Below are 19,371 nucleotides of genomic sequence, written 5' to 3' on the forward strand. Positions count from 1 at the left end.
TTTCTCAGTACCTCTTCAGCTCGATGATGTGGACCGGCTCGTGGTCGGGACCCAGGTGGACCATGCTCTCGCGCAGGAAGTCCCACCACTGGTCGGTGATGAGGTCGTGCGCGCGGAACCCCTCGTCGGGGTGCAGCCCGAGGGCGGGCATGTCGAAGACGACGCGGCTCCAGCGGGTGCTGTGCGGGTCGAGGTTGGCGATGACGATGACGACGTCCTCGTGGGCCGGGGCTCCGGTGCCGGCGTCGGCGGGAACCACCCGGCGCTTGCTGAACGCCATGATGTTCTCGTCGTCGACGTGGTGGAACGTCACGTTGCGCAGCCACTGCAGCGCCGGGTGGGCGCGGCGGATCTCGTTGAGGCGCCGGAGGTACCAGGCGAGGGACTGGCCCTCGCGGGAGCCGCCGGGCTCGAAGTCCTCCCAGTGGCGGTTCTTGTACTGGTACTTCTCGTTGTCGATCTGCTCCTCGGCCCCGGGCCGGGCGACGTGCTCCATGAGCTCGTAGCCGGCGTAGATGCCGTAGGTGGGGACGAGCGTCCCGGCCAGCGCGGCACGGAGCTTCCACGCCGCCGGGCCGCCGAACTGCATGTAGGGCGTGAGGATGTCGTGGGTCGTCGGCCAGAACGACGGGCGCATGTAGTGCGCGGTCTCGGTGGCGAGCTCCTCGACGTACTCCTGCAGCTCGGGCTTGGTGTTGCGCCACGCGTAGTAGGTGTAGCTCTGCTGGAAGCCGACCTTGCCGAGGGTGCGCATCATCGCCGGCTTCGTGAACGCCTCGCTCAGCCAGATGATCTCGGGGTGGTTGCGGGCCACGTCCTGGATGAGCCACTGCCAGAACTCGACCGGCTTGGTGTGCGGGTTGTCGACCCGGAAGAGCGTGACCCCGTGGTCGATCCAGACCTGCACCATGCGGCGCACCTCGGCGTAGGCGCCGGCCGGGTCGTTGTCGAAGTTCATCGGGTAGATGTCCTGGTACTTCTTCGGCGGGTTCTCCGCGAACGCGATGGTCCCGTCGGCGCGCGTGGTGAACCACTCGGGGTGCTCGACGACCCAGGGGTGGTCGGGCGAGCACTGGAGCGCGATGTCCAGGGCGACCTCGAGCCCGAGCCCGCGTGCCTGCTCGACGAAGAAGTCGAAGTCGTCGAAGGTGCCGAGGTCGGGGTGGATGGCGTCGTGGCCGCCGTCGGGGGAGCCGATCGCGTAGGGGCTGCCCGGGTCCTCGGGGCTCGCGTCGAGCGTGTTGTTGGGGCCCTTCTTGGCGGCCTGCCCGATCGGGTGGATCGGGGTGAGGTAGATGACGTCGAAGCCCATGCCCGCCACGGCCTTGAGCCGCTGGGCGGCCGTGCGCAGCGTCCCGGAGCGCCACGTGTGCGTCTCCTCGTCGTAGACGGCGCCCTCGCTGCGGGGGAAGAACTCGTACCAGGCACCGCACAGGGCGAGCTCCCGCTCGACGAGCAGGGGGTATGCCGTGCTCGCGCTCACGAGGTCACGCACCGGGGTGCCCAGCAACTCGTCGTGGACCGGTCCGTGGGTGATGGCCGACAGGCGCACCTGCGGCGGGCGGGTCTCGTCGCGCAGGGCGGCGACCCCCTCGCGCAGGACGGCGGCTCCGGCGGCGCTGCGCTCGGGGGTCGCGGCGGCGCGCTCGAGGAAGAGCGCGCCCTCGGCGAGCATGAGGTCGGTGTCGACGTCGGCACGGACCTTGATCGTGGCGTCGTGCTCCCACGTGCCGAACGGATCGGACCATCCCTCGACGCGGAACGTCCACATGCCGGGACGATCCGCACGGACCGTCGCCTCCCACAGGTCGAGCCCGACGTTGGTGCAGACCATCGTCGCGACGTGGTCGACGCCGTCGGGATCGGTGAGGACGACGGACGCGCCGACGGCGTCGTGGCCCTCGCGCAGGACGGTCGCGGTGACGACGAAATCCTCTCCGACCACGGACTTCGTGGGTCGGGCACCTCCGTCGACGAGGGGCTCGACGTCGAGGACGGGGATCCGGCCGATGGGGGACTGGGGGGCGGTGCTGAGCGGCGTCGCGGTCACAGGGCGACGCTACCGGTCAGCCGCCCTCGCGGACGACTTGTCGGGTTCGCGGAACTCGAGGGGGTAAACGTTTTCGCGGAGACGGCCACGTGACCTTAGGATGCGCGTCGTGAAGGCCATCCGTCGCTTCAGCGTCCGCCCCGTCCTCCCTGCCAGCATCGCCCCGCTCGGCGATCTCGCGATGAACCTGCGCTGGAGCTGGCACCCGCCCCTGCGCGACATCTTCGAGAGCATCGACCCCGAGCGCTGGCTGTCCGTCGGGGCCGACCCCGTCGCGATGCTCTCCGCCACCCCGGTGGAGGAGCTCGACGCCCTCGCCGCCGACGAGGGCTTCGTCGCCCGCGTCGCCGAGGCCGAGCAGGGCCTCGAGCGCTACCTCGCCGAGGACCGCTGGTACCAGCAGTGGGCCTCGGAGCAGGGTGAGGACGGTGCGCCTGCGGCGATCGCCTACTTCAGCCCGGAGTACGGCATCGCCGCCGCGCTGCCCCAGTACTCCGGTGGCCTCGGCATCCTCGCCGGCGACCACCTCAAGGCGGCCTCGGACATCGGCGTGCCGATCGTCGGCGTCGGACTGTTCTACAAGACCGGCTACTTCCGGCAGAGCCTCAACCACGACGGCTGGCAGACCGAGACCTACCCGGTGCTCGACCCCGACGGCCTGCCCCTCTCGCTGCTGCGCGAGGAGGACGGCACGGCGAGCGTCGTCGTCATCGACCTGCCGGGCGGCCGTGAGCTGCGCGCCCAGGTGTGGCGCGCCCAGGTCGGCCGCGTCCCGCTGCTCCTGCTCGACTCCGACATCCCCGGCAACGACGACGGCGCCCGCGCCGTCACCGAGCGCCTCTACGGCGGCGGCGGCGAGCAGCGCCTCCAGCAGGAGATGCTCCTCGGCATCGGCGGCGTGCGCGCCCTGCGCCTCTGGTCGCGACTCACTGGTGCCCCGACGCCGGACGTCTACCACTCCAACGAGGGCCACGCCGGCTTCCTCGCCGTCGAACGGATCAGCGAGCTCGTCACCGGCGAGGGACTGTCCTTCGACGCGGCCCTCGAGGCCGTGCGCGCCGCGACCGTCTTCACGACGCACACGCCCGTGCCCGCCGGCATCGACCGCTTCGAGCGCCGCCTCATCGAGATCTACTTCGGCGGCGACCTCGCTCCCGCCGGTGTGCCGATCGACAGCCTGCTCGAGCTCGGCAAGGAGACCTACGAGGGCGGCGATTCGTCCATGTTCAACATGGCCGTCCTGGGCCTGCGGATCGCCCAGCGCGCCAACGGCGTCTCCAAGCTCCACGGGGTCGTCAGCCGCGACATGTTCGACGGGCTCTTCCCCGGGTTCGACGCCGACGAGGTGCCGATCACGAGCATCACGAACGGCGTCCACGGGCCGACCTGGGTGGACCGCAAGGTCTACGAGATGGCCCGCCGGCACAGCGACATCACCGACCTCGACTCACGCGAGTCGTGGGAGGCCATGGCCGAGATCCCGCGCGACGAGGTGTGGGCGACCAAGCGCGAGCTGCGCCAGCAGCTCGTCACCGAGGCCCGGGCCCGCGTGCGCGCCTCGTGGATCGAGCGCGGTGCGTCCCCGGCCGAGCTCGGCTGGACCAACGAGATCCTCGACCCCGACGTCCTCACGATCGGCTTCGCCCGTCGCGTCCCGACCTACAAGCGGCTCACGCTCATGCTGAGCGACCCGGCCCGTCTCAAGAAGCTGCTGCTCGACCCGGAGCGCCCGGTCCAGATCGTCATCGCCGGCAAGTCGCACCCCGCCGACGAGACCGGCAAGCAGCTCATCCAGCAGATGGTGAAGTTCACCGACGACCCCGAGGTGCGTCACCGCATCGCGTTCCTGCCCAACTACGACATCGCGATGGCGCAGCACCTCTACCCGGGCTGCGACGTCTGGCTCAACAACCCCCTGCGCCCGTTCGAGGCGTCGGGCACGTCCGGCATGAAGGCCGCCCTCAACGGCGCCCTCAACCTCTCGATCCTCGACGGCTGGTGGGACGAGTGGTTCGACGGCAACAACGGCTGGGCCATCCCGACCGCCGACGGCGTCGAGGACCCGGACCGTCGTGACGACATCGAGGCCAACGCGCTCTACGACCTCATCGAGAACCAGGTCGCGCCGCGCTTCTACGACGTCGACGACGCGAAGCTGCCGCAGAACTGGCTCGCGATGGTCATGCACACGGTCTCGACCCTCGGCCCCAAGGTCCGGGCCAGCCGCATGGTGCGCGAGTACACCGAGCGCCTCTACGTCCCCGCGGCGCGGTCCGGCTGGGCCCTGCGCGACGGCGACTTCGCCGGCGCACGTGACCTCGCGGCATACAAGTCGAAGGTGCGCGCGGGCTGGGACCAGGTGCACGTCGACCACGTCGAGTCCTCGGGCGTCGGTGACAGTCCCGAGATCGGCGAGACGCTGCACGTCGGCGCCTATGTCTCGCTCGGCGCCCTGTCGCCCGACGACGTCGAGGTGCAGGTCGCGCACGGCCGCACCAACCACCGCGGCGACGACCTCCACGACGTCACCACGCTCGCGCTCGAGCACACCGAGACCTACGAGCAGGGGCGCCACAAGTTCGCCGGCGACCTCAAGCTCAAGACCAGCGGAGCGTTCGGCTACACGGTGCGCGTCCTCCCCAAGCACCCCGGGCTGGCCTCGCCCGCCTCGCTCGGCCTCGTCGCCAACGCCTGACCCCCCACTGATTGCGCATTCCGGTCGGAAAGACGCGACTGATTGCGCATTCCGGTCACGCCAGCGGGCTGTCAGCCCGCCGCGTCCGACCGGAATGCGCAATCAGTCGCACCTGGTGGCGCGTGGGGGTGCTCAGCATCGGGTGGCTGCCGTGCGCGCTCCGGTCGAAGGACGGCTCGCGTCAGCCCAAGCACCCCGGGCTGGCCTCGCCCGCCTCGCTCGGCCTCGTCGCCAACGCCTGACTCCCCACTGATTGCGCCTTCCGGTCGGAAAGACGCGACTGATTGCGCATTCCGGTCACGCCAGCGGGCTGTCAGCCCGCCGCGTCCGACCGGAATGCGCCATCAGTCGCACACCTGGTGGCGCGTGGGGGGTGGTCAGCATCGGGTGGCGCACTGCGCGCCGCGGCGACGGTCCACGTTCGGCGGGCCCCAGGAAATGGGCAATTCGCCCAGAGACACGGGCGCGGACCGTGGCTATCGTGGCGTGATCACGGGCTCGGGGGCCTGTGGACAACTCGATGGCGACGAGTGCGGCTTCTGCTTCCATGAAGGCGGCGGGTGCCCCTGCGAGACGGTGGCGTGCGACGGGGCGCGTCGCACGGAGGAGGTCACATGGACGCGGTCCGGACGGTCGAGGCCGAGGTTCGTGAGCTGATACGCCGCTCCGGGCTGGACCCGGCCCGGGAGCCGACTGCGGTGCAGCGGCTGGTGCGTGATGCCGTGGCCGACTACGACCAGCGCTCGATGCACGGCGGCATGCCCGTCCTCGGTGACGTGGCCGGGGCCGAGAAGTCGGTCTGGGACACGGTCGCCGGCTTCGGTCCGTTGCAGCAGTACTTCGACGACCCCACCGTCGAGGAGCTGTGGATCAACGAGCCGACCCGTGTGTTCATCGCGCGCGGGGGAGTCGCCGAGCTGACGACGACCCTGCTGACCCACGACGAGGTCCGCGACCTGGTCGAACGCATGCTCAAGTCATCCGGTCGGCGGGTGGACCTTTCCAGCCCGTTCGTCGATGCCGTGCTGCCCGACGGCTCCCGCCTGCACGTCGTCATCCCGGACATCACCAGGGAGCACTGGCACGTCAACGTGCGCAAGTTCATCGTCAAGGCCGACAGTCTCGAGGACCTCGTGCGGCTCGGGACGCTCACCCGCCAGGCGGCGACGTTCCTCGAGGCCGCCGTCGCGTCGGGGCTCAACGTGCTCGTCGCCGGCGGAACCCAGGCCGGGAAGACGACGATGCTCAACTGCCTGGCGGCGGCCATCCCCGCCCGGGAGCGGGTCGTGACCTGCGAGGAGGTCTTCGAGCTGAAGATCCCGCTGCGCGACGTCGCCTCGATGCAGTGCCGACAGCCGTCGCTCGAAGGGACGGGTGAGGTGCCGCTGCGCCGGCTGGTCAAGGAGGCCCTGCGGATGAGGCCGTCCCGGATCATCGTCGGTGAGGTCCGCCAGGCGGAGAGTCTCGACCTCCTCATCGCCCTCAACTCGGGCCTACCGGGCATGTGCACGATCCACGCCAACAGCGCCCGTGAGGCGATCACCAAGATGTGTACGTTGCCGCTGCTCGCGGGTGAGAACGTCGGCAGTCGGTTCGTCGTCCCCACCGTCGCCGGGTCGATCGACATCGTCGTCCACGAGGCGCTGGAGCGCGACGGCACCCGACGGGTGCGGGAGATCGCCGCCGTACCCGGTCGGGTGGAGGGCGACGTGGTCGAGATCGCCGACCTGTTCGTCCACCGTGGTGGTGAGCTCGCGAGGGCGGACGGCTACCCGCCGCACCGCGAACGGTTCGAGCGGGCGGGTTACGACCTGCCGGCGCTGTTGGCCCAGGGAGCGGCGTGACCGGCGTGGTCCCGGGCCTCATGTTCGGCACCGGTCTCTTCCTCATCTGGTGGAGCTTCTGGGAGCGCGAGCCACCTCCGCAGCGACCCAGCCAGCCGCCGAGGCTCGTCCGTCTCCTGCGAGACGACCTGGTGCAGGCCGGATACCCGTCGGTCACACCGCGGGCGCTTCTCGTGGGCTGCCTCACGGCGTTCCTCCTCGTCTTCCTCTTCGTGTACGCCGTCGTGGGCGTTCCCGCGATCGGCTTCTGCTTCGCCACGATGGCGGCGTGGGCCCCGTACGCGTGGGTCCGGATGCGCGCCCGTCGGCGGCGAGGGCGGCTGCGTGACCTCTGGCCGGATGCCGTCGACAACATCACGTCGGCGGTTCGGGCCGGGATGTCGTTGCCCGAGGCGGTGTCGCAGCTCGGTCATCGCGGACCCGAGGAGCTGCGTCCGGCCTTCGCCGCGTTCGCCCAGGACTACCGCATCACCGGGCGGTTCCACGACTGCCTCGACCGGCTCAAGGAGAGGCTCAGCGACCCCGTCGCGGACCGCCTCGTCGAGTCGCTGCGGATCGCTCGCGAGGTGGGTGGGAGCGACCTCGGCAGGCTGCTGCGCACCCTGTCGCTGTTCCTGCGGGAGGACTCGCGCACCCGTTCCGAGCTCGAGACCCGTCAGGCGTGGACGGTCAACGCGGCGCGGCTCGCGGTCGCCGCCCCGTGGATCGTCCTCGCCATGTTGTCGAGCAGACCCGAGTCCGTGCAGGCGTACTCCTCGACCACCGGCGCCCTCGTGCTCCTGTCCGGGGCGGTCCTCACGGGCATCGCCTACTGGCTCATGGTCCGGATCGGACGGCTCCCCGAGGACGAACGGGTGCTCCGATGACCGACCTCGCGCGGTCGGGCGCCATCCTCGGCTTCCTCGTCGGCGCAGGTCTCCTGCTGGTGTGGGTCGGTCTGCCCCGCCACCGCCGACCCGGTCTGGCCGACCGGGTCCTGCCCTACCTCGCGGACACGCCGCGACCGTCGAGCCTCCTCGCCGGCGATCGCCCCAGCACCGGGATCGTCGCGACCCTGTTGGCGCCCGTCGTCCGGGAGCTGTCCGGCCACGTCGAACGTCTCATGGGCGGCAGCGCGTCGGTGCGACGCCGGCTGCTGCGTGCCGGCCTGTCGCAGGACGTGGACCGTTTCCGCGCGCAGCAGGTGGTGTGGGGTGTGAGCGGCGGCCTCGTCCTGCTGGGCGTCGGCACCGTCTCCGCCGTCACCCGAGGGTCCAGCCCCTTCCTCGTCGTGCTCCTCACCGGCATCGGTGTGATCGCCGGTGTCACCGGTGCCGACTGGTTCCTCACCCACCGGGCCGCGAGGCGTGAGCAGCGCATGCTCGCCGAGTTCCCCACCGTCGCAGAGCTGCTCGCACTGGCGGTCGGCGCCGGCGAGGGTGCCGTGGGCGCACTCGAGCGCGTCTGCCGTCTCTCTCGCGGTGCCCTGTCCGACGAGCTCCGCCGCTGCCTGGCCGACGCGCGGGCCGGGGCCAACCTCCCCATGGCCCTCCAGGGACTGGCCGACCGCACCGGGCTGATCAGCCTGACGCGGTTCGTCGACGGGATCGTCATCGCCGTCGAGCGTGGCACCCCGCTGGCCGACGTCCTCCGCGCCCAGGCGCAGGACGTCCGGGAGGAAGGTCGCCGCTCGATCATGGAGGCGGGGGGCAGGAAGGAGATCGCGATGATGGTCCCGGTCGTCTTCCTCGTGCTCCCGGTCACCGTCCTCTTCGCCGTCTACCCGGGCTTCTCGTTCCTCAACTTCACGATGTGACACCACGGAAAGGGCCACCGCCATGCACCTCCTCCATCGCTCCCTCCTCCGGGCGCAGCTCGCGGCCGCGGGCCTCATCGTCGACGCGGGTCGCCGCCGGGAGCGCGGCGACGTCCCCGGGTGGGTCCTCATCACGCTCATGACCGCCGGTCTCGTCGCGGTGCTCTGGACAGTGGCCGAGGACCAGCTGCAGGCGATGTTCCAGCGCGCCATGAACAGCGTCAGCCGCTGACGTGGCCCGGCTCGTCCGCCGGGACGAGCGCGGGTCGGCCGTGGCGGAGTACGTCATGGTCTCGGGGCTCGTCGTGCTCCTGTTCATGGCGGTGTTCCAGCTCGGGCTCGTCCTGCACGTCCGCAACACCCTCATCTCTTGCGCGAGCGAGGGTGCCCGCCTGGGGGCCCGGGCCGACGCAGAGCCCGGACTGGGTGCCGCCCGGGCGCGCGAGCTCATCGAGGCGTCGCTGTCCGACGGCTACGCCGACGACGTCACCGTCGGCACCGGTGTCGTCGGGGGAGTCCAGGTGGTCGAGGTCCGCGTGCGCTCTCCCTTCCCGGTGGTCGGCCTGCTCGGGCCCGACGGGCAGCTCGACGTCACCGGCCGTGCGTTCCTGGAGCGCCAGTGACCGTGCGGCGGCAGTGGCTGCGGTCGCGCGGCGAGGAGGGGAGCGCCATCGTCGAGTTCGTCTTCCTCGGCGTCCTCCTGCTCGTCCCGATGGTCTACCTCGTCATGTCCGTGGGTCGCGTCCAGGCCGGTTCGTATGCCGTGACCACCGCCGCGCGCGAGGCCGGGCGGGCGTTCGTGACGGCGGAGTCCGGCGAGGACGCCGCCGGTCGTGCCGAGTCCGCAGCGGCGATCGCGTTCGCTGACCAGGGGTTCGCCGGACTGGGGTCGCTGCAGGTCTCCTGCGGAGCCTCGCCGTGCCTCACCCCGGACGCCCGGGTCGAGACCACGGCCCGGGTCAGGGTGCCGCTGCCCCTCGTCCCCGCCTTCGCCCGGGACGTCGTGCCCCTGGAGATCCCGCTGTCGGCAAGCCACCTGTCCACGGTCGACCGGTTCCGAGCCGCTTCATGACCGGCGTCCGCGGCGCAGCACGAAACCGGTTGTGGGGCAACGGCTCCCGCCTCGACGAGGAGGGGCGCGTTGCACTGCTCGTCCTCGTCTTCTCGATGATCTGCGTCCTCCTCGTCAGTGGGGTCGTCGCCGTGACGTCGGTCCACCTGTCCCGGATGAAGCTGCTCGACGTGGCCGACGGCGCAGCCCTGGCGGCTGCGAACGCCCTGGACGACACGGCATACCGAGGCGGTGTCGGTGAGGCGGTCCCGCTGAGCGACGCCACGGTGGCGCAGGCGGCCCGCGACTACGTCGGGAGCCGGCCGATGCCCTCCGGCATGACGCGGTGGGGGCTCGCGGCGGGCACCGGCACTCCCGACGGCGAGCTCGCCGTCGTGCACATGACGTGCGTCGCCGACGTCCCGCTCGTCGGCTGGCTGCTCGGCGACGGCGTGACGATCGACGTCGTCTCCCGGGCCCGCTCGAACCTCGAGTGACCAGGCGAGTGCAGGTCGCGCACCACCGCGACCCACCACCGCGGAGACGACCTCCACGCCGTCGCCGGCCCCGCACCCGGGGCTGGCCCCAGCCGGCTCGCTCGGCCACGTCGCCCACGCCTGGCCGGACCGGGACCGAGACCCCGGCAGTGCTGAGGGACGGCCCCTGTCCCGAGTGCGGGCACCGGCTCGGTGTCCACGAGGACGGCCAGGCTCGACGGATCGCGTCGGCCCTGAGCCCCGGTGCCACCATCTCGCGGGGACAGCCGCCCGCAGGCAGCGCACTCGCGAAGCTGCTGGACAGGCTCGGGTGACCCTCGACCCCCTCGACCCCCTCGACCCCCTCGACCCCCTCGACCCTCGGACCTACGCCAGCGCGCGGTCAGGAACGGGCGCGACGGGCGACGGCGTGCTGGACGCAGGTGCGTGCCGTCGGTCGTGCCTCGAGCCGTGGCGCACCGATCGGTTCGTGGCAGACCTCGCACACGCCGTACGTCCCCGACTGAACCCGCGCGATGGCGGCGTCGATCTCCGCCAGGTGCTCGCGGGCCTGGTCGGTCAGCGCCTGGAGCTGGGAGCGCTCGTAGGCGATCGTCTGCCCCTCGGGGTCGTGCTCGTCGTCGGCGTTGGAGTCGCGTGACGCCGCGACGAGGGCGTCCATGTCCTCGGCCATGCGGGCGATCCGGTCCTGCAGGGCGGTTCGCTCCTCGTCGAGGCGCGCCCCGGTGTCGTCCGGGGGAGTCGATGACGTCATGGCCCAGTCAAGCAGAGATCGCGCGGACTCAGGTCGCGTCGGTCACGGCATACGTGCGCAGGCTGAGAGGGGCCATGGTGACGACCTCCCCGGCACCGATGGTCCCACCGTGCTGCGGTCGCTCCCACACGCTGTCCCAGAGCAGCCGGTAGGCGGACAGGCCGGGCGCCGTGGGGAGGCGCACCTGCCGTTCGTACAGGTCGCCGTGGAGCACGACGAGCACGGACTCGTGCCCGAGCCAGGCGCCGTTGACGAGCATCTGGAGCGTGCGGTTCTCGGGCGAGGACCAGTCGTGCATCGGGTGCCCGTTGGCGCCGAACCAGGCCAGGTCGATCGAACCGTCCTCGTGGACCTCGCGTCCCTCTGCCCAGGTGCGTTGGCGCAGGGCGGGGTGCTCGCGCCGGATCCCGATGAGGTGCCTCGTCGTCGCGAGCAGGTCCTCCTGCCACGGCTCGAGGTCCCAGTCGAACCACGTCGTCTCGTTGTTCTGGTTGTAGGGGTTGTTGTTGCCGCCCTGGCTGCGGCCGAGCTCGTCACCGGCGTTGATCATCGGGATGCCGGACGAGAGGAGCAGCGTGCCGAGGAGGTTGCGCATGGAGCGTCGCCGCAGCGCCAGCACCCGCTCGTCGTCGGTCGGTCCCTCGACCCCGTGGTTCCACGAGCGGTTCCCGTCCGAGCCGTCGCGGTTGTCCTCGCCGTTGCGCTCGTTGTGCTTCGAGTCGTATGCCGTGAGGTCCGCGAGCGTGAACCCGTCGTGCGCGGCCACGAAGTTCACCGACGCCGTCGGGCCCCGGTCCCGCGTGCCGAACAGGTCGCGCGAGCCGGCGAGCCGGGTGGCGAGGTCCTGCACGCCGTGCGAGACCTGCCCCGGCGTCGACGGCCGGTGGTCGCCGAGCCAGAAGTCGCGCACGGAGTCGCGGAACCGGTCGTTCCACTCCGAGAACGGTGGCGGGAACTGGCCGGTGCGCCAGCCGTGCAGGCCGACGTCCCACGGCTCGACGATGAGCTTGGTGCGCGAGAGGAGGGGGTCGGTGCGCAGCCCGACGAGGAACGGGTGGTCGGGGTCGAACTCGTCGGTGCGCCCGCGCCCGAGGGCGACCGCGAGGTCGAACCGGAAGCCGTCGACGTGGCACTCCTGGACCCAGTAGCGCAGCGAGTCCAGGGCGAGCCGAACCATCACCGGGTGGCGCAGGTCGAGCGTGTTGCCCGTACCCGTGACGTCGATGTCGCGCCCGCGCTCGTCGAGGCGGTAGTAGGCACGGTTGTCCAGGCCCCGGAACGACAGGGTGGGGCCGGTGACGTCCTGCTCGGCGGTGTGGTTGTAGACGACGTCGAGGATGACCTCGAGGCCGGCGGCGTGGAGCAGCTTGACCATGCCCTTGAACTCGTCGACGGCGCCCTGCGGGTCGTCGGCGGCGGCGTAGCCGGCGTGCGGGGCGAAGAAGCCGAGCGTGTTGTAGCCCCAGTGGTTGGTCAGGCCCCTCTGCACCAAGGACGGCTCCGAGGTGAACGAGTGCACGGGGAGCAGCTCGACGGCGGTGACGCCGAGCCCGGTGAGGTGGGCGAGGGTCGCGGGGTGGGCCATGCCGGCATACGTCCCGCGCAGCTCCTCCGGCACAGCAGGGAGTTGCTGGGTGAGGTTGCGGACATGGGTCTCGTAGATCACGGACTCGCTGCGCGTCACGGCCGGGGGGGCGTCGTCGCCCCAGTCGAAGGAGTCGTCGATGACGACCGATCGCGGCATGTCGGCGGCGGAGTCGGAGTCGGACGGCGCGGAGCCGTCACCACGCCAGCCGTGCTCGTCCACGACGTGGCCGTAGACGCTGGGTCCCCATCGGACCTCGCCCTCGATGGCCTTGGCGTAGGGGTCCATGAGCAGCTGCGCGGGGTTGTGCCGCAGGCCCCGCTCGGGGTCCCAGGCGCCGCCGACGCGGAACCCGTAGCGCTGGCCGACGCCCACGTCGGGCACGAACCCGAACCACCACCCGAAGGCGTGGTCGAGCAGGGGCACGCGACGCTCGGTCGTCCCGGCGTCGTCGCCCTCGTCGAACAGGCAGAGCTCGACCGAGCCGGCGTGGCCGGCATAGACGCAGACCTCGATCCCGCCGTCGAGGACGGTGACGCCGGGCGGGGGCGGAAGGTCCGGCGCGACCCGCAGGGAGGGCGCGGTGGTGGCGGACGTCGACGGCGGCATGGGCGCAGCCTATTGACGCGTGCGCGCTGGTGCGCACGGTGACCGGCTCCCGCGCGCGTCGGATCGCTCGCATGACAAGGTGGTGGCATGAGTGATCCCACCTCCCTCCCCAGCTTCCCGCCGCCCGCAGACGAGCACCCGCTGCGCGGTCGCGTCCTCGACGTCCTCGTCGACATGGGCGCCCAGCCCAACCTCGACACCGACGGCGACGTGGCCTACCAGGCCAACGAGCAGACGATCTTCGTGCGCGTCACCGAGGGCGAGCTCCCCGTCATGCGCATCTTCGGCCAGTGGACCCTCCCCGACGAGGTCGCCAGCGACACCGCCAAGGTCTCGGCCACGTGCAACGAGGTCAACCTGTCGCTCAACTGCGTCAAGACCGGGGTCGCCAACAACACCCTCGTCGTCACGAGCGAGCACCTCGTCGTCCCCGGTGCCGAGGTCGCGACGCTCGTCCAGGTGAGCACCTCGATCATCCTCTCCGCGGTCCAGCTGTGGCACGAGCGCGCCCTCGGCCTCGAGCCCGGCCAGGGCCAGTCCGACCAGTCCGGCCCGCCCCAGGACGAGGCCGGCCCGGAGGCCAACGGCTCCACCCCGGGCCAGGGCAGCTGATGTCCCAGGTCGTGCGGTTGGAGGTCGAGGACGGGATCGGCGTCATCCGCCTCGACCGCCCGCCGATGAACGCGCTCAACGACGAGATGCAGCACGGTCTCATCGCCGCCTCCCAGGAGGCCACCGAGCGCAAGGACGTCGCCGCGGTCATCGTCTACGGCGGCGCCAAGGTCTTCGCCGCCGGCGCCGACATCAAGCAGATGGTCGACATGTCCTACACCGACATGGCCGACCACTCGCTGCTGCTCCAGGACTTCACCCGCGCGCTGGCCCGCATCCCCAAGCCGACGGTGGCCGCCATCACCGGCTACGCCCTGGGCGGCGGGTGCGAGGTCGCCCTCGCGTGCGACTTCCGGATCGCCGCCCGCGGCGCCAGGCTGGGCCAGCCGGAAATCCTCCTCGGCATCATTCCGGGGGCCGGCGGCACGCAGCGCCTGGCCCGCCTCGTCGGTCCAGCCCGGGCCAAGGACATCATCTTCACGGGTCGCTTCGTCGATGCCGACGAGGCGCTCGCGATCGGCCTCGTCGACCAGGTGGTCGACCTCGAGGACGGGCCGCACGACGGGGCCGACCCGGTGCTCGCCGCCGCCAGGCGGATGATGAAGCGGTATGCCGGTGGGCCGGCCTACGCGGTCCGCGCGGCCAAGGAGGCCATCGACTCGGGGCTCGAGGTCGACCTCCAGAGCGGGCTCGAGATCGAGCGGATGCTCTTCACCTCGCTGTTCGCCACGAGGGACCGCGAGACCGGGATGCGCTCCTTCGTCGAGAACGGTCCCGGCAAGGCGACGTTCGAGGGAGCCTGACCGGGCGGCTCAACCCGTGAGGACCTCGTCGACGAACGTGCTCAGACCCTCGACGTCCTCGTAGAGGTGCGAGGTGATCCCGAGGATCTCGGCGGTCGCGATGTTCTGGCGGGAGGCGTCGACGTAGGCGATCTCGCTGAACATCAGGTGGTGGCGCAGCGCCGCCCGGCTGAACGCGTCGGGGTCTGGCTTGGCGAGGCCGAGGTCGGCGCTGCTCACGACCCCGTCCACCTCGTCGACGAGGCCGAGCCGCTCGAGGTCGTCGTGGAGCCGGCTCGTGGCGTTGGTGAGCAGGATGACGCGGGCCATCGTGCGGGCCCGTCGCACCACCTCGAGGACGTCGGGGTCGACGCGCCCCGCGGGGAGCATCCACTCGGTCACCGCGTCCCGGGCCACGTCGCCGTGCTCGACCGCGAGCGCCGCGACGACGGAGTCCCGCCACGTCCGGTCGTCGACCGCCCCGGTCAGGGCGGGGACGAAGCGGGCCGGGTCGTAGGCGGCCCGGGTGAGCACCCCCGGCGGCAGGCCGTAGGTCGTCTCGACCGTCGCGGCGTGGGACGCGTCCCAGTGGCGCAGCACCCCGTCGAGGTCGAGCAGCAGGACCTTGATCACGCGGCCGGTCTCCTCACCTCGGGTGCTCGGGTGTTCCCTCGATGTTCTCTCACTGGCGGATCGGTGTGGGGCTGGGCGTCAGGGCGGTTTCTGTGCCCACCGTCACGCCCGCACGATTCTCCGGAGCGCAGGCACCCGGCATACGCTCGGGTGCAGTCGTGAGACCCCATGGATCCACCCCCCGAGAGATGAGGACGAGGCACGCATGAACATCGTCGTCTGCGTCAAGTACGTGCCTGACGCACAGTCCGACCGTTCCTTCAACGAGGCCGACAGCACCACGGACCGCGCCGGCGTCGAGGGGCTCCTGTCCGAGCTCGACGAGTACGCCGTCGAGGAGGCGCTCAAGCTCGCGGAGGCCGGCGAGGGTGAGGTCACCGTCCTCACCGTCGGGCCGGAGAAGGCGGTCGACGCCCTCAAGAAGGCGCTGCAGATGGGCGCCGACAAGGCCGTCCACGTCAGCGACGAGGCCATCCACGGCTCCGACGCGCCGGCCACCTCGCTGGTGCTCGCCGAGGCGATCAAGAAGGCCTCCGGCGGCGGTGCCCCCGACCTCGTCATCACCGGCATGTCCTCGACCGACGGCGTCATGGGCGTCGTGCCCGCGATGGTCGCCGAGCGCCTCGGCCTCCCGCAGGTCACCTACGCCTCGGAGCTGACCATCGACGGTCAGACGGTGCGGATCCGTCGCGACGGCGACGTCGCGTCCGAGACGATCGAGTCGGCGCTCCCGGCGCTGGTCTCGGTCACCGACCAGATCAACGAGCCGCGCTACCCCTCGTTCAAGGGGATCATGGCCGCGAAGAAGAAGCCGGTCGAGACGTGGACCCTCGCGGACCTCGGCATCGAGCCCGGGCGCGTCGGCCTGGATGCCGCGTGGACGAGGGTCACCTCCTTCACCAAGCGCCCGCCGCGTGAGCAGGGCCAGCTCGTCACCGACGAGGGCGACGGTGGCACCAAGCTCGCCGAGTTCCTGTCCGCCCAGAAGTTCCTCTGAGGAGAATCACCCATGGCTGAAGTTCTCGTCCTCGTCGACCACGCCGGCGGCAAGGTTCGCAAGTCGACCGCCGAGCTGCTGACCCTGGCCCGTCGCCTCGGCGAGCCCTCCGCGGTGCACATCGGCCCCGGCGCCGAGACCGCGCAGGTCACCCTCGCCAAGTACGGCGCCGCCAAGGTCTACGTCTACGACGCCCCCGACGCCCTCGAGTACCTCGTCGCCCCGCAGGCCGAGATCCTCGCGTCGCTCGTCGAGAGGACCTCTCCCGTCGCGGTGCTCATCCCGAGCAACGCCGCCGGCAAGGAGATCGCCGCCCGGCTCGCCATCCGCACCGAGTCGGGTCTCATCACCGACGCCGTCGACGTCCGCGCCGGTGGCGAGGGTGTCGAGACGACGCAGTCGGTCTTCGCCGGCTCGTACTCCGTCACCTCCACCATCACGAAGGGCTCGGCCATCGTCGCCGTCAAGCCCAACTCCGCCCCGATCGAGGCCTCGCCCGCGGCCGGCACCATCGAGAAGGTCGAGCTGACCCTCTCCGACGCCGCCAAGGCGGTCAGGGTCGTCGAGTCCAGCCCCAAGGCGGCGACCGGTCGCCCGGAGCTCACCGAGGCGGCGATCGTCGTCTCCGGCGGCCGTGGCACCGGTGGTGACTTCGGCCCCGTCGAGGCGTTCGCCGACAGCCTCGGAGCGGCGGTGGGTGCGAGCCGCGCCGCCGTCGACGCCGGCTGGTACCCGCACAGCAACCAGGTCGGCCAGACCGGCAAGCAGGTCTCGCCGCAGCTCTACGTCGCGGCCGGCATCTCCGGGGCGATCCAGCACCGCGCCGGCATGCAGACGTCCAAGACGATCGTCGCGGTCAACAAGGACGAGGAGGCCCCGATCTTCGAGCTCGTCGACTTCGGTGTCGTCGGTGACCTCTTCACCGTCCTTCCGCAGGCGACCGAGGCCGTGAAGAAGGCCAAGGGCTGAGCACGCCCCTCCGAGCGGAGGTGACGCGAGGGTCCGGAGGCTTCTGAAGCCTCCGGACCCTCACGTTTCGCCCATGGGGAGCAAAGGCCGGGGCGAACGTAGAATTCGCGGGTGAGCGCGTACCTGGACCATGCCGCGACGACCCCCATGCGGGCGTCGGCACGCGACGCGTGGCTCGAGCAGTCCGAGCGGGGCGGCAACCCGTCGTCGCTGCACACCTCCGGCCGGGCCGCCCGTGCCGTCGTCGAGGAGTCCCGCGAGGAGATCGCCGGCGCCCTCGGCGCGCGGCCCTCGGAGGTCGTCTTCACCTCCGGCGGCACCGAGGCCGACAACCTCGCCATCAAGGGCACGTATGCCGCCCGCAGCCACTCCGCGGACGCGCACCGCATCGTCGTCAGCGGCATCGAGCACCATGCCGTCCTCGACCCCGTCCAGCACCTCGTCAGGCGTGGGGGCGCCGAGGTCACCTGGCTCGAGCCGGACCGGTGCGGGCACATCGCGGTCGACGACCTGCGTGCCGCGCTCGCCCCCGGTTCCGGTGCCGCACCCGCGCTGGCGAGCGTCATGTGGGCCAACAACGAGGTGGGGACCGTCCAGCCGGTCGCCGACCTCGCCGCCGTCGCCCGCGAGGCCGGCGTGCCGTTCCACACCGACGCCGTCCAGGCGGTCGGCCAGCTGCCCGTCGACTTCTCGGCCAGCGGCGCCGACCTCATGACCGTCTCGGCCCACAAGGTCGGCGGCCCCGTCGGCGTCGGCGCCCTCCTGGCCCGTCGCGACGCCCGGATGGTCCCCCTCGTCCACGGCGGCGGGCAGGAGCGGCAGGTGCGCTCGGGCACCCTGGACGCGGCCGGCATACGCGCGTTCGCGGTGGCGCTCACCGAAGCCGTCGCGCAGCAGGAGGCCTCCGCGGCCCGGCTCGCCGGCCTGCGCGACCGACTCGTCGCCGGGGCGCTCGGGCTCGACCTCGGTGTCACGGTGAGCGGCTGCTGGACCGAGGGCGAGCTGCTCGACCGGCTGCCCGGCAACGCCCACCTCCTCGTGCCCGGGTGCGAGGGCGACTCGCTGCTCTACCTGCTCGACGCCGCCGGGGTCGAGTGCTCCACCGGGTCCGCGTGCCAGGCCGGTGTCCCGCAGCCGAGCCACGTGCTGCTCGCCATGGGCTACGCCGAGGCGGAGGCGCGCGGTGCACTGCGGCTCTCGCTCGGCCACACGTCCACCGAGGCGGACGTCGACGCGTTCCTCGCCGCCCTGCCGGCGGTCGTCGAGCGCGCCCGACGTGCGAGCGGAGCAGCCTGATGCGCGTCGTCGCCGCGATGAGCGGGGGGGTCGACTCCGCGGTCGCCGCGGCCCGGATGCTCGACGCCGGGCACGAGGTCGTCGGCGTCCACCTGGCCCTCTCGCGCTCGGCCGCGACCCTGCGGGAGTCCGCGCGCGGGTGCTGCACCATCGAGGACGCGGGCGACGCGCGCCGGGTCGCCGACCGGCTCGGCATCCCGTTCTACGTGTGGGACATGGCCGAGCGGTTCCAGCGCGACGTCATGGACGACTTCGTCGCGGAGTACGCCGCCGGTCGCACGCCCAACCCGTGCCTGCGCTGCAACGAGTCGATCAAGTTCGCGGCCCTGCTCGACCGCGCCGTCGCCCTCGGCTTCGACGCGGTCGCGACCGGGCACTACGCCCAGGTCGTCGAGCGGGCCGGTGCCGACGGGTCGGTGGTGCGCGAGCTGCACCGCGCGGTCGACCCGGCCAAGGACCAGTCGTACGTGCTCGGGGTGCTCGACGCCGACCAGCTGGCGCGGGCGTTCTTCCCGCTCGGCGACACCGCCAAGCCGCAGATCCGCGAGGAGGCTGCGGCGAGGGGGTTCTCCGTGGCGAAGAAGCCGGACTCCTACGACATCTGCTTCATCCCCGACGGCGACACCCGCGGGTGGCTGACCTCCCGGCTCGGCGAGCAGCCCGGCGACCTCGTCGACGTCGCGAGCGGCGAGGTCGTGGGGGCGCATGCGGGGGCGTACGGGTTCACGGTCGGGCAGCGACGCGCCCTCGGGCTCGACCGCTCGGCGCTCGACGGGGACCCCCGCTACGTCGTCGGCGTCGACGCCCCGACCAACCGCGTCCTCATCGGCACCCAGGACCTGCTCGGGGTCGACGTCATCCGGGCCGACCACGCCCGGTGGTGCGGCCCGGCGCCGACCGGCGAGGTCCGGCTGGGGGCGCAGGTGCGTGCGCACGGTGAGGAGTACGCCGCGTCGGTCCACGTCGATGTGGACCTCGCGGAGGTCGTGCACGTCCGGCTCGACGAGCGCGTCCGGGGGGTCGCGCCCGGCCAGTCGGTCGTCCTCTACGACGGGACCCGGGTCGTCGGGTCGGCGACCATCGCGTCGACCGACCAGTCGGGCCGGGAGCACTCCGTGGCCGTCCGTCCCGGCGGAACAGTTGAGCATTCAAGCACGTTGGTACCAGGTGGATAGTCCCGCACCGGGGACACGAGCGAAGGA

Annotated in this window: 18 protein-coding genes; 14 read left to right on the top strand and 4 right to left on the bottom strand. The window is 71.8% G+C overall.

Annotated elements, in window-relative coordinates; all coding sequences use genetic code 11:
- Positions 1-4 precede the first annotated feature (4 nt).
- Positions 5-2,050: an alpha-1,4-glucan--maltose-1-phosphate maltosyltransferase gene (locus N801_RS02305; protein ID WP_035932435.1), complete on the bottom strand. Its 2,046-nt coding sequence runs from the start codon at positions 2,048-2,050 to the stop codon at positions 5-7.
- A gap of 109 nt (positions 2,051-2,159) precedes the next feature.
- On the opposite strand from N801_RS02305, the gene glgP reads away from it, so the two are divergent.
- The 8 genes from glgP (at position 2,160) to N801_RS02345 (ending at position 9,932) form a co-directional block, all read left to right on the top strand.
- Positions 2,160-4,745: an alpha-glucan family phosphorylase gene (gene glgP, locus N801_RS02310; protein ID WP_035932600.1), complete on the top strand. Its 2,586-nt coding sequence runs from the start codon at positions 2,160-2,162 to the stop codon at positions 4,743-4,745.
- Positions 4,746-5,359: 614 nt separating this feature from the next.
- A complete protein-coding gene (locus tag N801_RS02315) occupies positions 5,360-6,589 on the top strand; it encodes a TadA family conjugal transfer-associated ATPase (RefSeq protein WP_035932438.1) in 1,230 nt (409 codons plus the stop codon).
- Positions 6,586-7,455, top strand: a complete 870-nt coding sequence (locus N801_RS02320) for a type II secretion system F family protein (protein WP_035932440.1) — start codon at positions 6,586-6,588, stop codon at positions 7,453-7,455. Before N801_RS02315 ends, N801_RS02320 begins: the two co-directional genes overlap by 4 nt.
- On the top strand, positions 7,452-8,384 hold the full coding sequence (locus N801_RS02325; protein ID WP_035932443.1) for a type II secretion system F family protein: 933 nt from the start codon (positions 7,452-7,454) through the stop codon (positions 8,382-8,384). The genes N801_RS02320 and N801_RS02325 overlap by 4 nt, the downstream gene beginning before the upstream one ends.
- A 22-nt stretch (positions 8,385-8,406) precedes the next feature.
- Positions 8,407-8,616: a hypothetical protein gene (locus N801_RS02330; protein WP_035932444.1), complete on the top strand. Its 210-nt coding sequence runs from the start codon at positions 8,407-8,409 to the stop codon at positions 8,614-8,616.
- Position 8,617: 1 nt separating this feature from the next.
- Complete coding sequence (locus N801_RS02335) at positions 8,618-9,007, top strand: TadE family protein (protein ID WP_035932446.1); 390 nt, start codon at positions 8,618-8,620, stop codon at positions 9,005-9,007.
- Positions 9,004-9,456 (top strand): TadE family protein, encoded by a 453-nt coding sequence (locus N801_RS02340; protein WP_156996416.1) that lies wholly within the window; start codon positions 9,004-9,006, stop codon positions 9,454-9,456. Before N801_RS02335 ends, N801_RS02340 begins: the two co-directional genes overlap by 4 nt.
- Positions 9,453-9,932: a pilus assembly protein TadG-related protein gene (locus N801_RS02345; RefSeq protein ID WP_035932449.1), complete on the top strand. Its 480-nt coding sequence runs from the start codon at positions 9,453-9,455 to the stop codon at positions 9,930-9,932. The genes N801_RS02340 and N801_RS02345 overlap by 4 nt, the downstream gene beginning before the upstream one ends.
- A gap of 382 nt (positions 9,933-10,314) precedes the next feature.
- On the opposite strand, the gene N801_RS02350 is transcribed toward N801_RS02345, so the two are convergent.
- Positions 10,315-10,686 (bottom strand): TraR/DksA family transcriptional regulator, encoded by a 372-nt coding sequence (locus tag N801_RS02350; RefSeq protein ID WP_035932451.1) that lies wholly within the window; start codon positions 10,684-10,686, stop codon positions 10,315-10,317.
- Between the two features lie 28 nt (positions 10,687-10,714).
- Positions 10,715-12,880, bottom strand: coding sequence for a glycogen debranching protein GlgX (gene glgX / locus N801_RS02355; protein ID WP_052112520.1), 2,166 nt, complete (start codon positions 12,878-12,880; stop codon positions 10,715-10,717).
- An 87-nt stretch (positions 12,881-12,967) separates the two neighbouring features.
- On the opposite strand from glgX, the gene N801_RS02360 reads away from it, so the two are divergent.
- Both N801_RS02360 and N801_RS02365 read left to right on the top strand, forming a co-directional pair.
- A complete protein-coding gene (locus tag N801_RS02360) occupies positions 12,968-13,492 on the top strand; it encodes a T3SS (YopN, CesT) and YbjN peptide-binding chaperone 1 (RefSeq protein ID WP_035932453.1) in 525 nt (174 codons plus the stop codon).
- On the top strand, positions 13,492-14,295 hold the full coding sequence (locus N801_RS02365) for an enoyl-CoA hydratase/isomerase family protein (protein WP_035932456.1): 804 nt from the start codon (positions 13,492-13,494) through the stop codon (positions 14,293-14,295). Before N801_RS02360 ends, N801_RS02365 begins: the two co-directional genes overlap by 1 nt.
- Positions 14,296-14,304: 9 nt before the next feature.
- On the opposite strand, the gene N801_RS02370 is transcribed toward N801_RS02365, so the two are convergent.
- Complete coding sequence (locus tag N801_RS02370) at positions 14,305-14,907, bottom strand: HAD family hydrolase (protein WP_035932459.1); 603 nt, start codon at positions 14,905-14,907, stop codon at positions 14,305-14,307.
- A 205-nt stretch (positions 14,908-15,112) separates the two neighbouring features.
- Here N801_RS02370 and N801_RS02375 point away from each other — a divergent pair, with 205 nt between their 5' ends.
- The 4 genes from N801_RS02375 (at position 15,113) to mnmA (ending at position 19,344) form a co-directional block, all read left to right on the top strand.
- Positions 15,113-15,904 carry an electron transfer flavoprotein subunit beta/FixA family protein gene (locus tag N801_RS02375; RefSeq protein WP_035932461.1) on the top strand — a complete coding sequence of 264 codons (792 nt, stop codon included), beginning with the start codon at positions 15,113-15,115 and terminating at the stop codon, positions 15,902-15,904.
- A gap of 12 nt (positions 15,905-15,916) precedes the next feature.
- Positions 15,917-16,873 (top strand): electron transfer flavoprotein subunit alpha/FixB family protein, encoded by a 957-nt coding sequence (locus N801_RS02380; RefSeq protein WP_035932463.1) that lies wholly within the window; start codon positions 15,917-15,919, stop codon positions 16,871-16,873.
- A 111-nt stretch (positions 16,874-16,984) separates the two neighbouring features.
- Positions 16,985-18,169 carry a cysteine desulfurase family protein gene (locus N801_RS02385; RefSeq protein ID WP_084108075.1) on the top strand — a complete coding sequence of 395 codons (1,185 nt, stop codon included), beginning with the start codon at positions 16,985-16,987 and terminating at the stop codon, positions 18,167-18,169.
- On the top strand, positions 18,169-19,344 hold the full coding sequence (gene mnmA, locus N801_RS02390; RefSeq protein ID WP_035932464.1) for a tRNA 2-thiouridine(34) synthase MnmA: 1,176 nt from the start codon (positions 18,169-18,171) through the stop codon (positions 19,342-19,344). Before N801_RS02385 ends, mnmA begins: the two co-directional genes overlap by 1 nt.
- Positions 19,345-19,371: the final 27 nt, after the last annotated feature.

This window comes from Knoellia aerolata DSM 18566 (assembly GCF_000768695.1).
Classification (GTDB): Bacteria; Actinomycetota; Actinomycetes; order Actinomycetales; family Dermatophilaceae; genus Knoellia; species Knoellia aerolata.

Bases quoted from the DNA above. Each gene is read 5' to 3' on its own strand.
- mnmA (WP_035932464.1), top strand. From the start codon at position 18,169: ATGCGCGTCGTCGCCGCGATGAGCGGGGGGGTCGACTCCGCGGTCGCC.
- N801_RS02365 (WP_035932456.1), top strand. From the start codon at position 13,492: ATGTCCCAGGTCGTGCGGTTGGAGGTCGAGGACGGGATCGGCGTCATC.
- N801_RS02360 (WP_035932453.1), top strand. From the start codon at position 12,968: ATGAGTGATCCCACCTCCCTCCCCAGCTTCCCGCCGCCCGCAGACGAG.
- N801_RS02315 (WP_035932438.1), top strand. From the start codon at position 5,360: ATGGACGCGGTCCGGACGGTCGAGGCCGAGGTTCGTGAGCTGATACGC.
- glgX (WP_052112520.1), bottom strand. From the start codon at position 12,880: ATGCCGCCGTCGACGTCCGCCACCACCGCGCCCTCCCTGCGGGTCGCG.
- N801_RS02350 (WP_035932451.1), bottom strand. From the start codon at position 10,686: ATGACGTCATCGACTCCCCCGGACGACACCGGGGCGCGCCTCGACGAG.
- N801_RS02325 (WP_035932443.1), top strand. From the start codon at position 7,452: ATGACCGACCTCGCGCGGTCGGGCGCCATCCTCGGCTTCCTCGTCGGC.
- N801_RS02375 (WP_035932461.1), top strand. From the start codon at position 15,113: ATGAACATCGTCGTCTGCGTCAAGTACGTGCCTGACGCACAGTCCGAC.
- N801_RS02330 (WP_035932444.1), top strand. From the start codon at position 8,407: ATGCACCTCCTCCATCGCTCCCTCCTCCGGGCGCAGCTCGCGGCCGCG.
- N801_RS02380 (WP_035932463.1), top strand. From the start codon at position 15,917: ATGGCTGAAGTTCTCGTCCTCGTCGACCACGCCGGCGGCAAGGTTCGC.
- N801_RS02345 (WP_035932449.1), top strand. From the start codon at position 9,453: ATGACCGGCGTCCGCGGCGCAGCACGAAACCGGTTGTGGGGCAACGGC.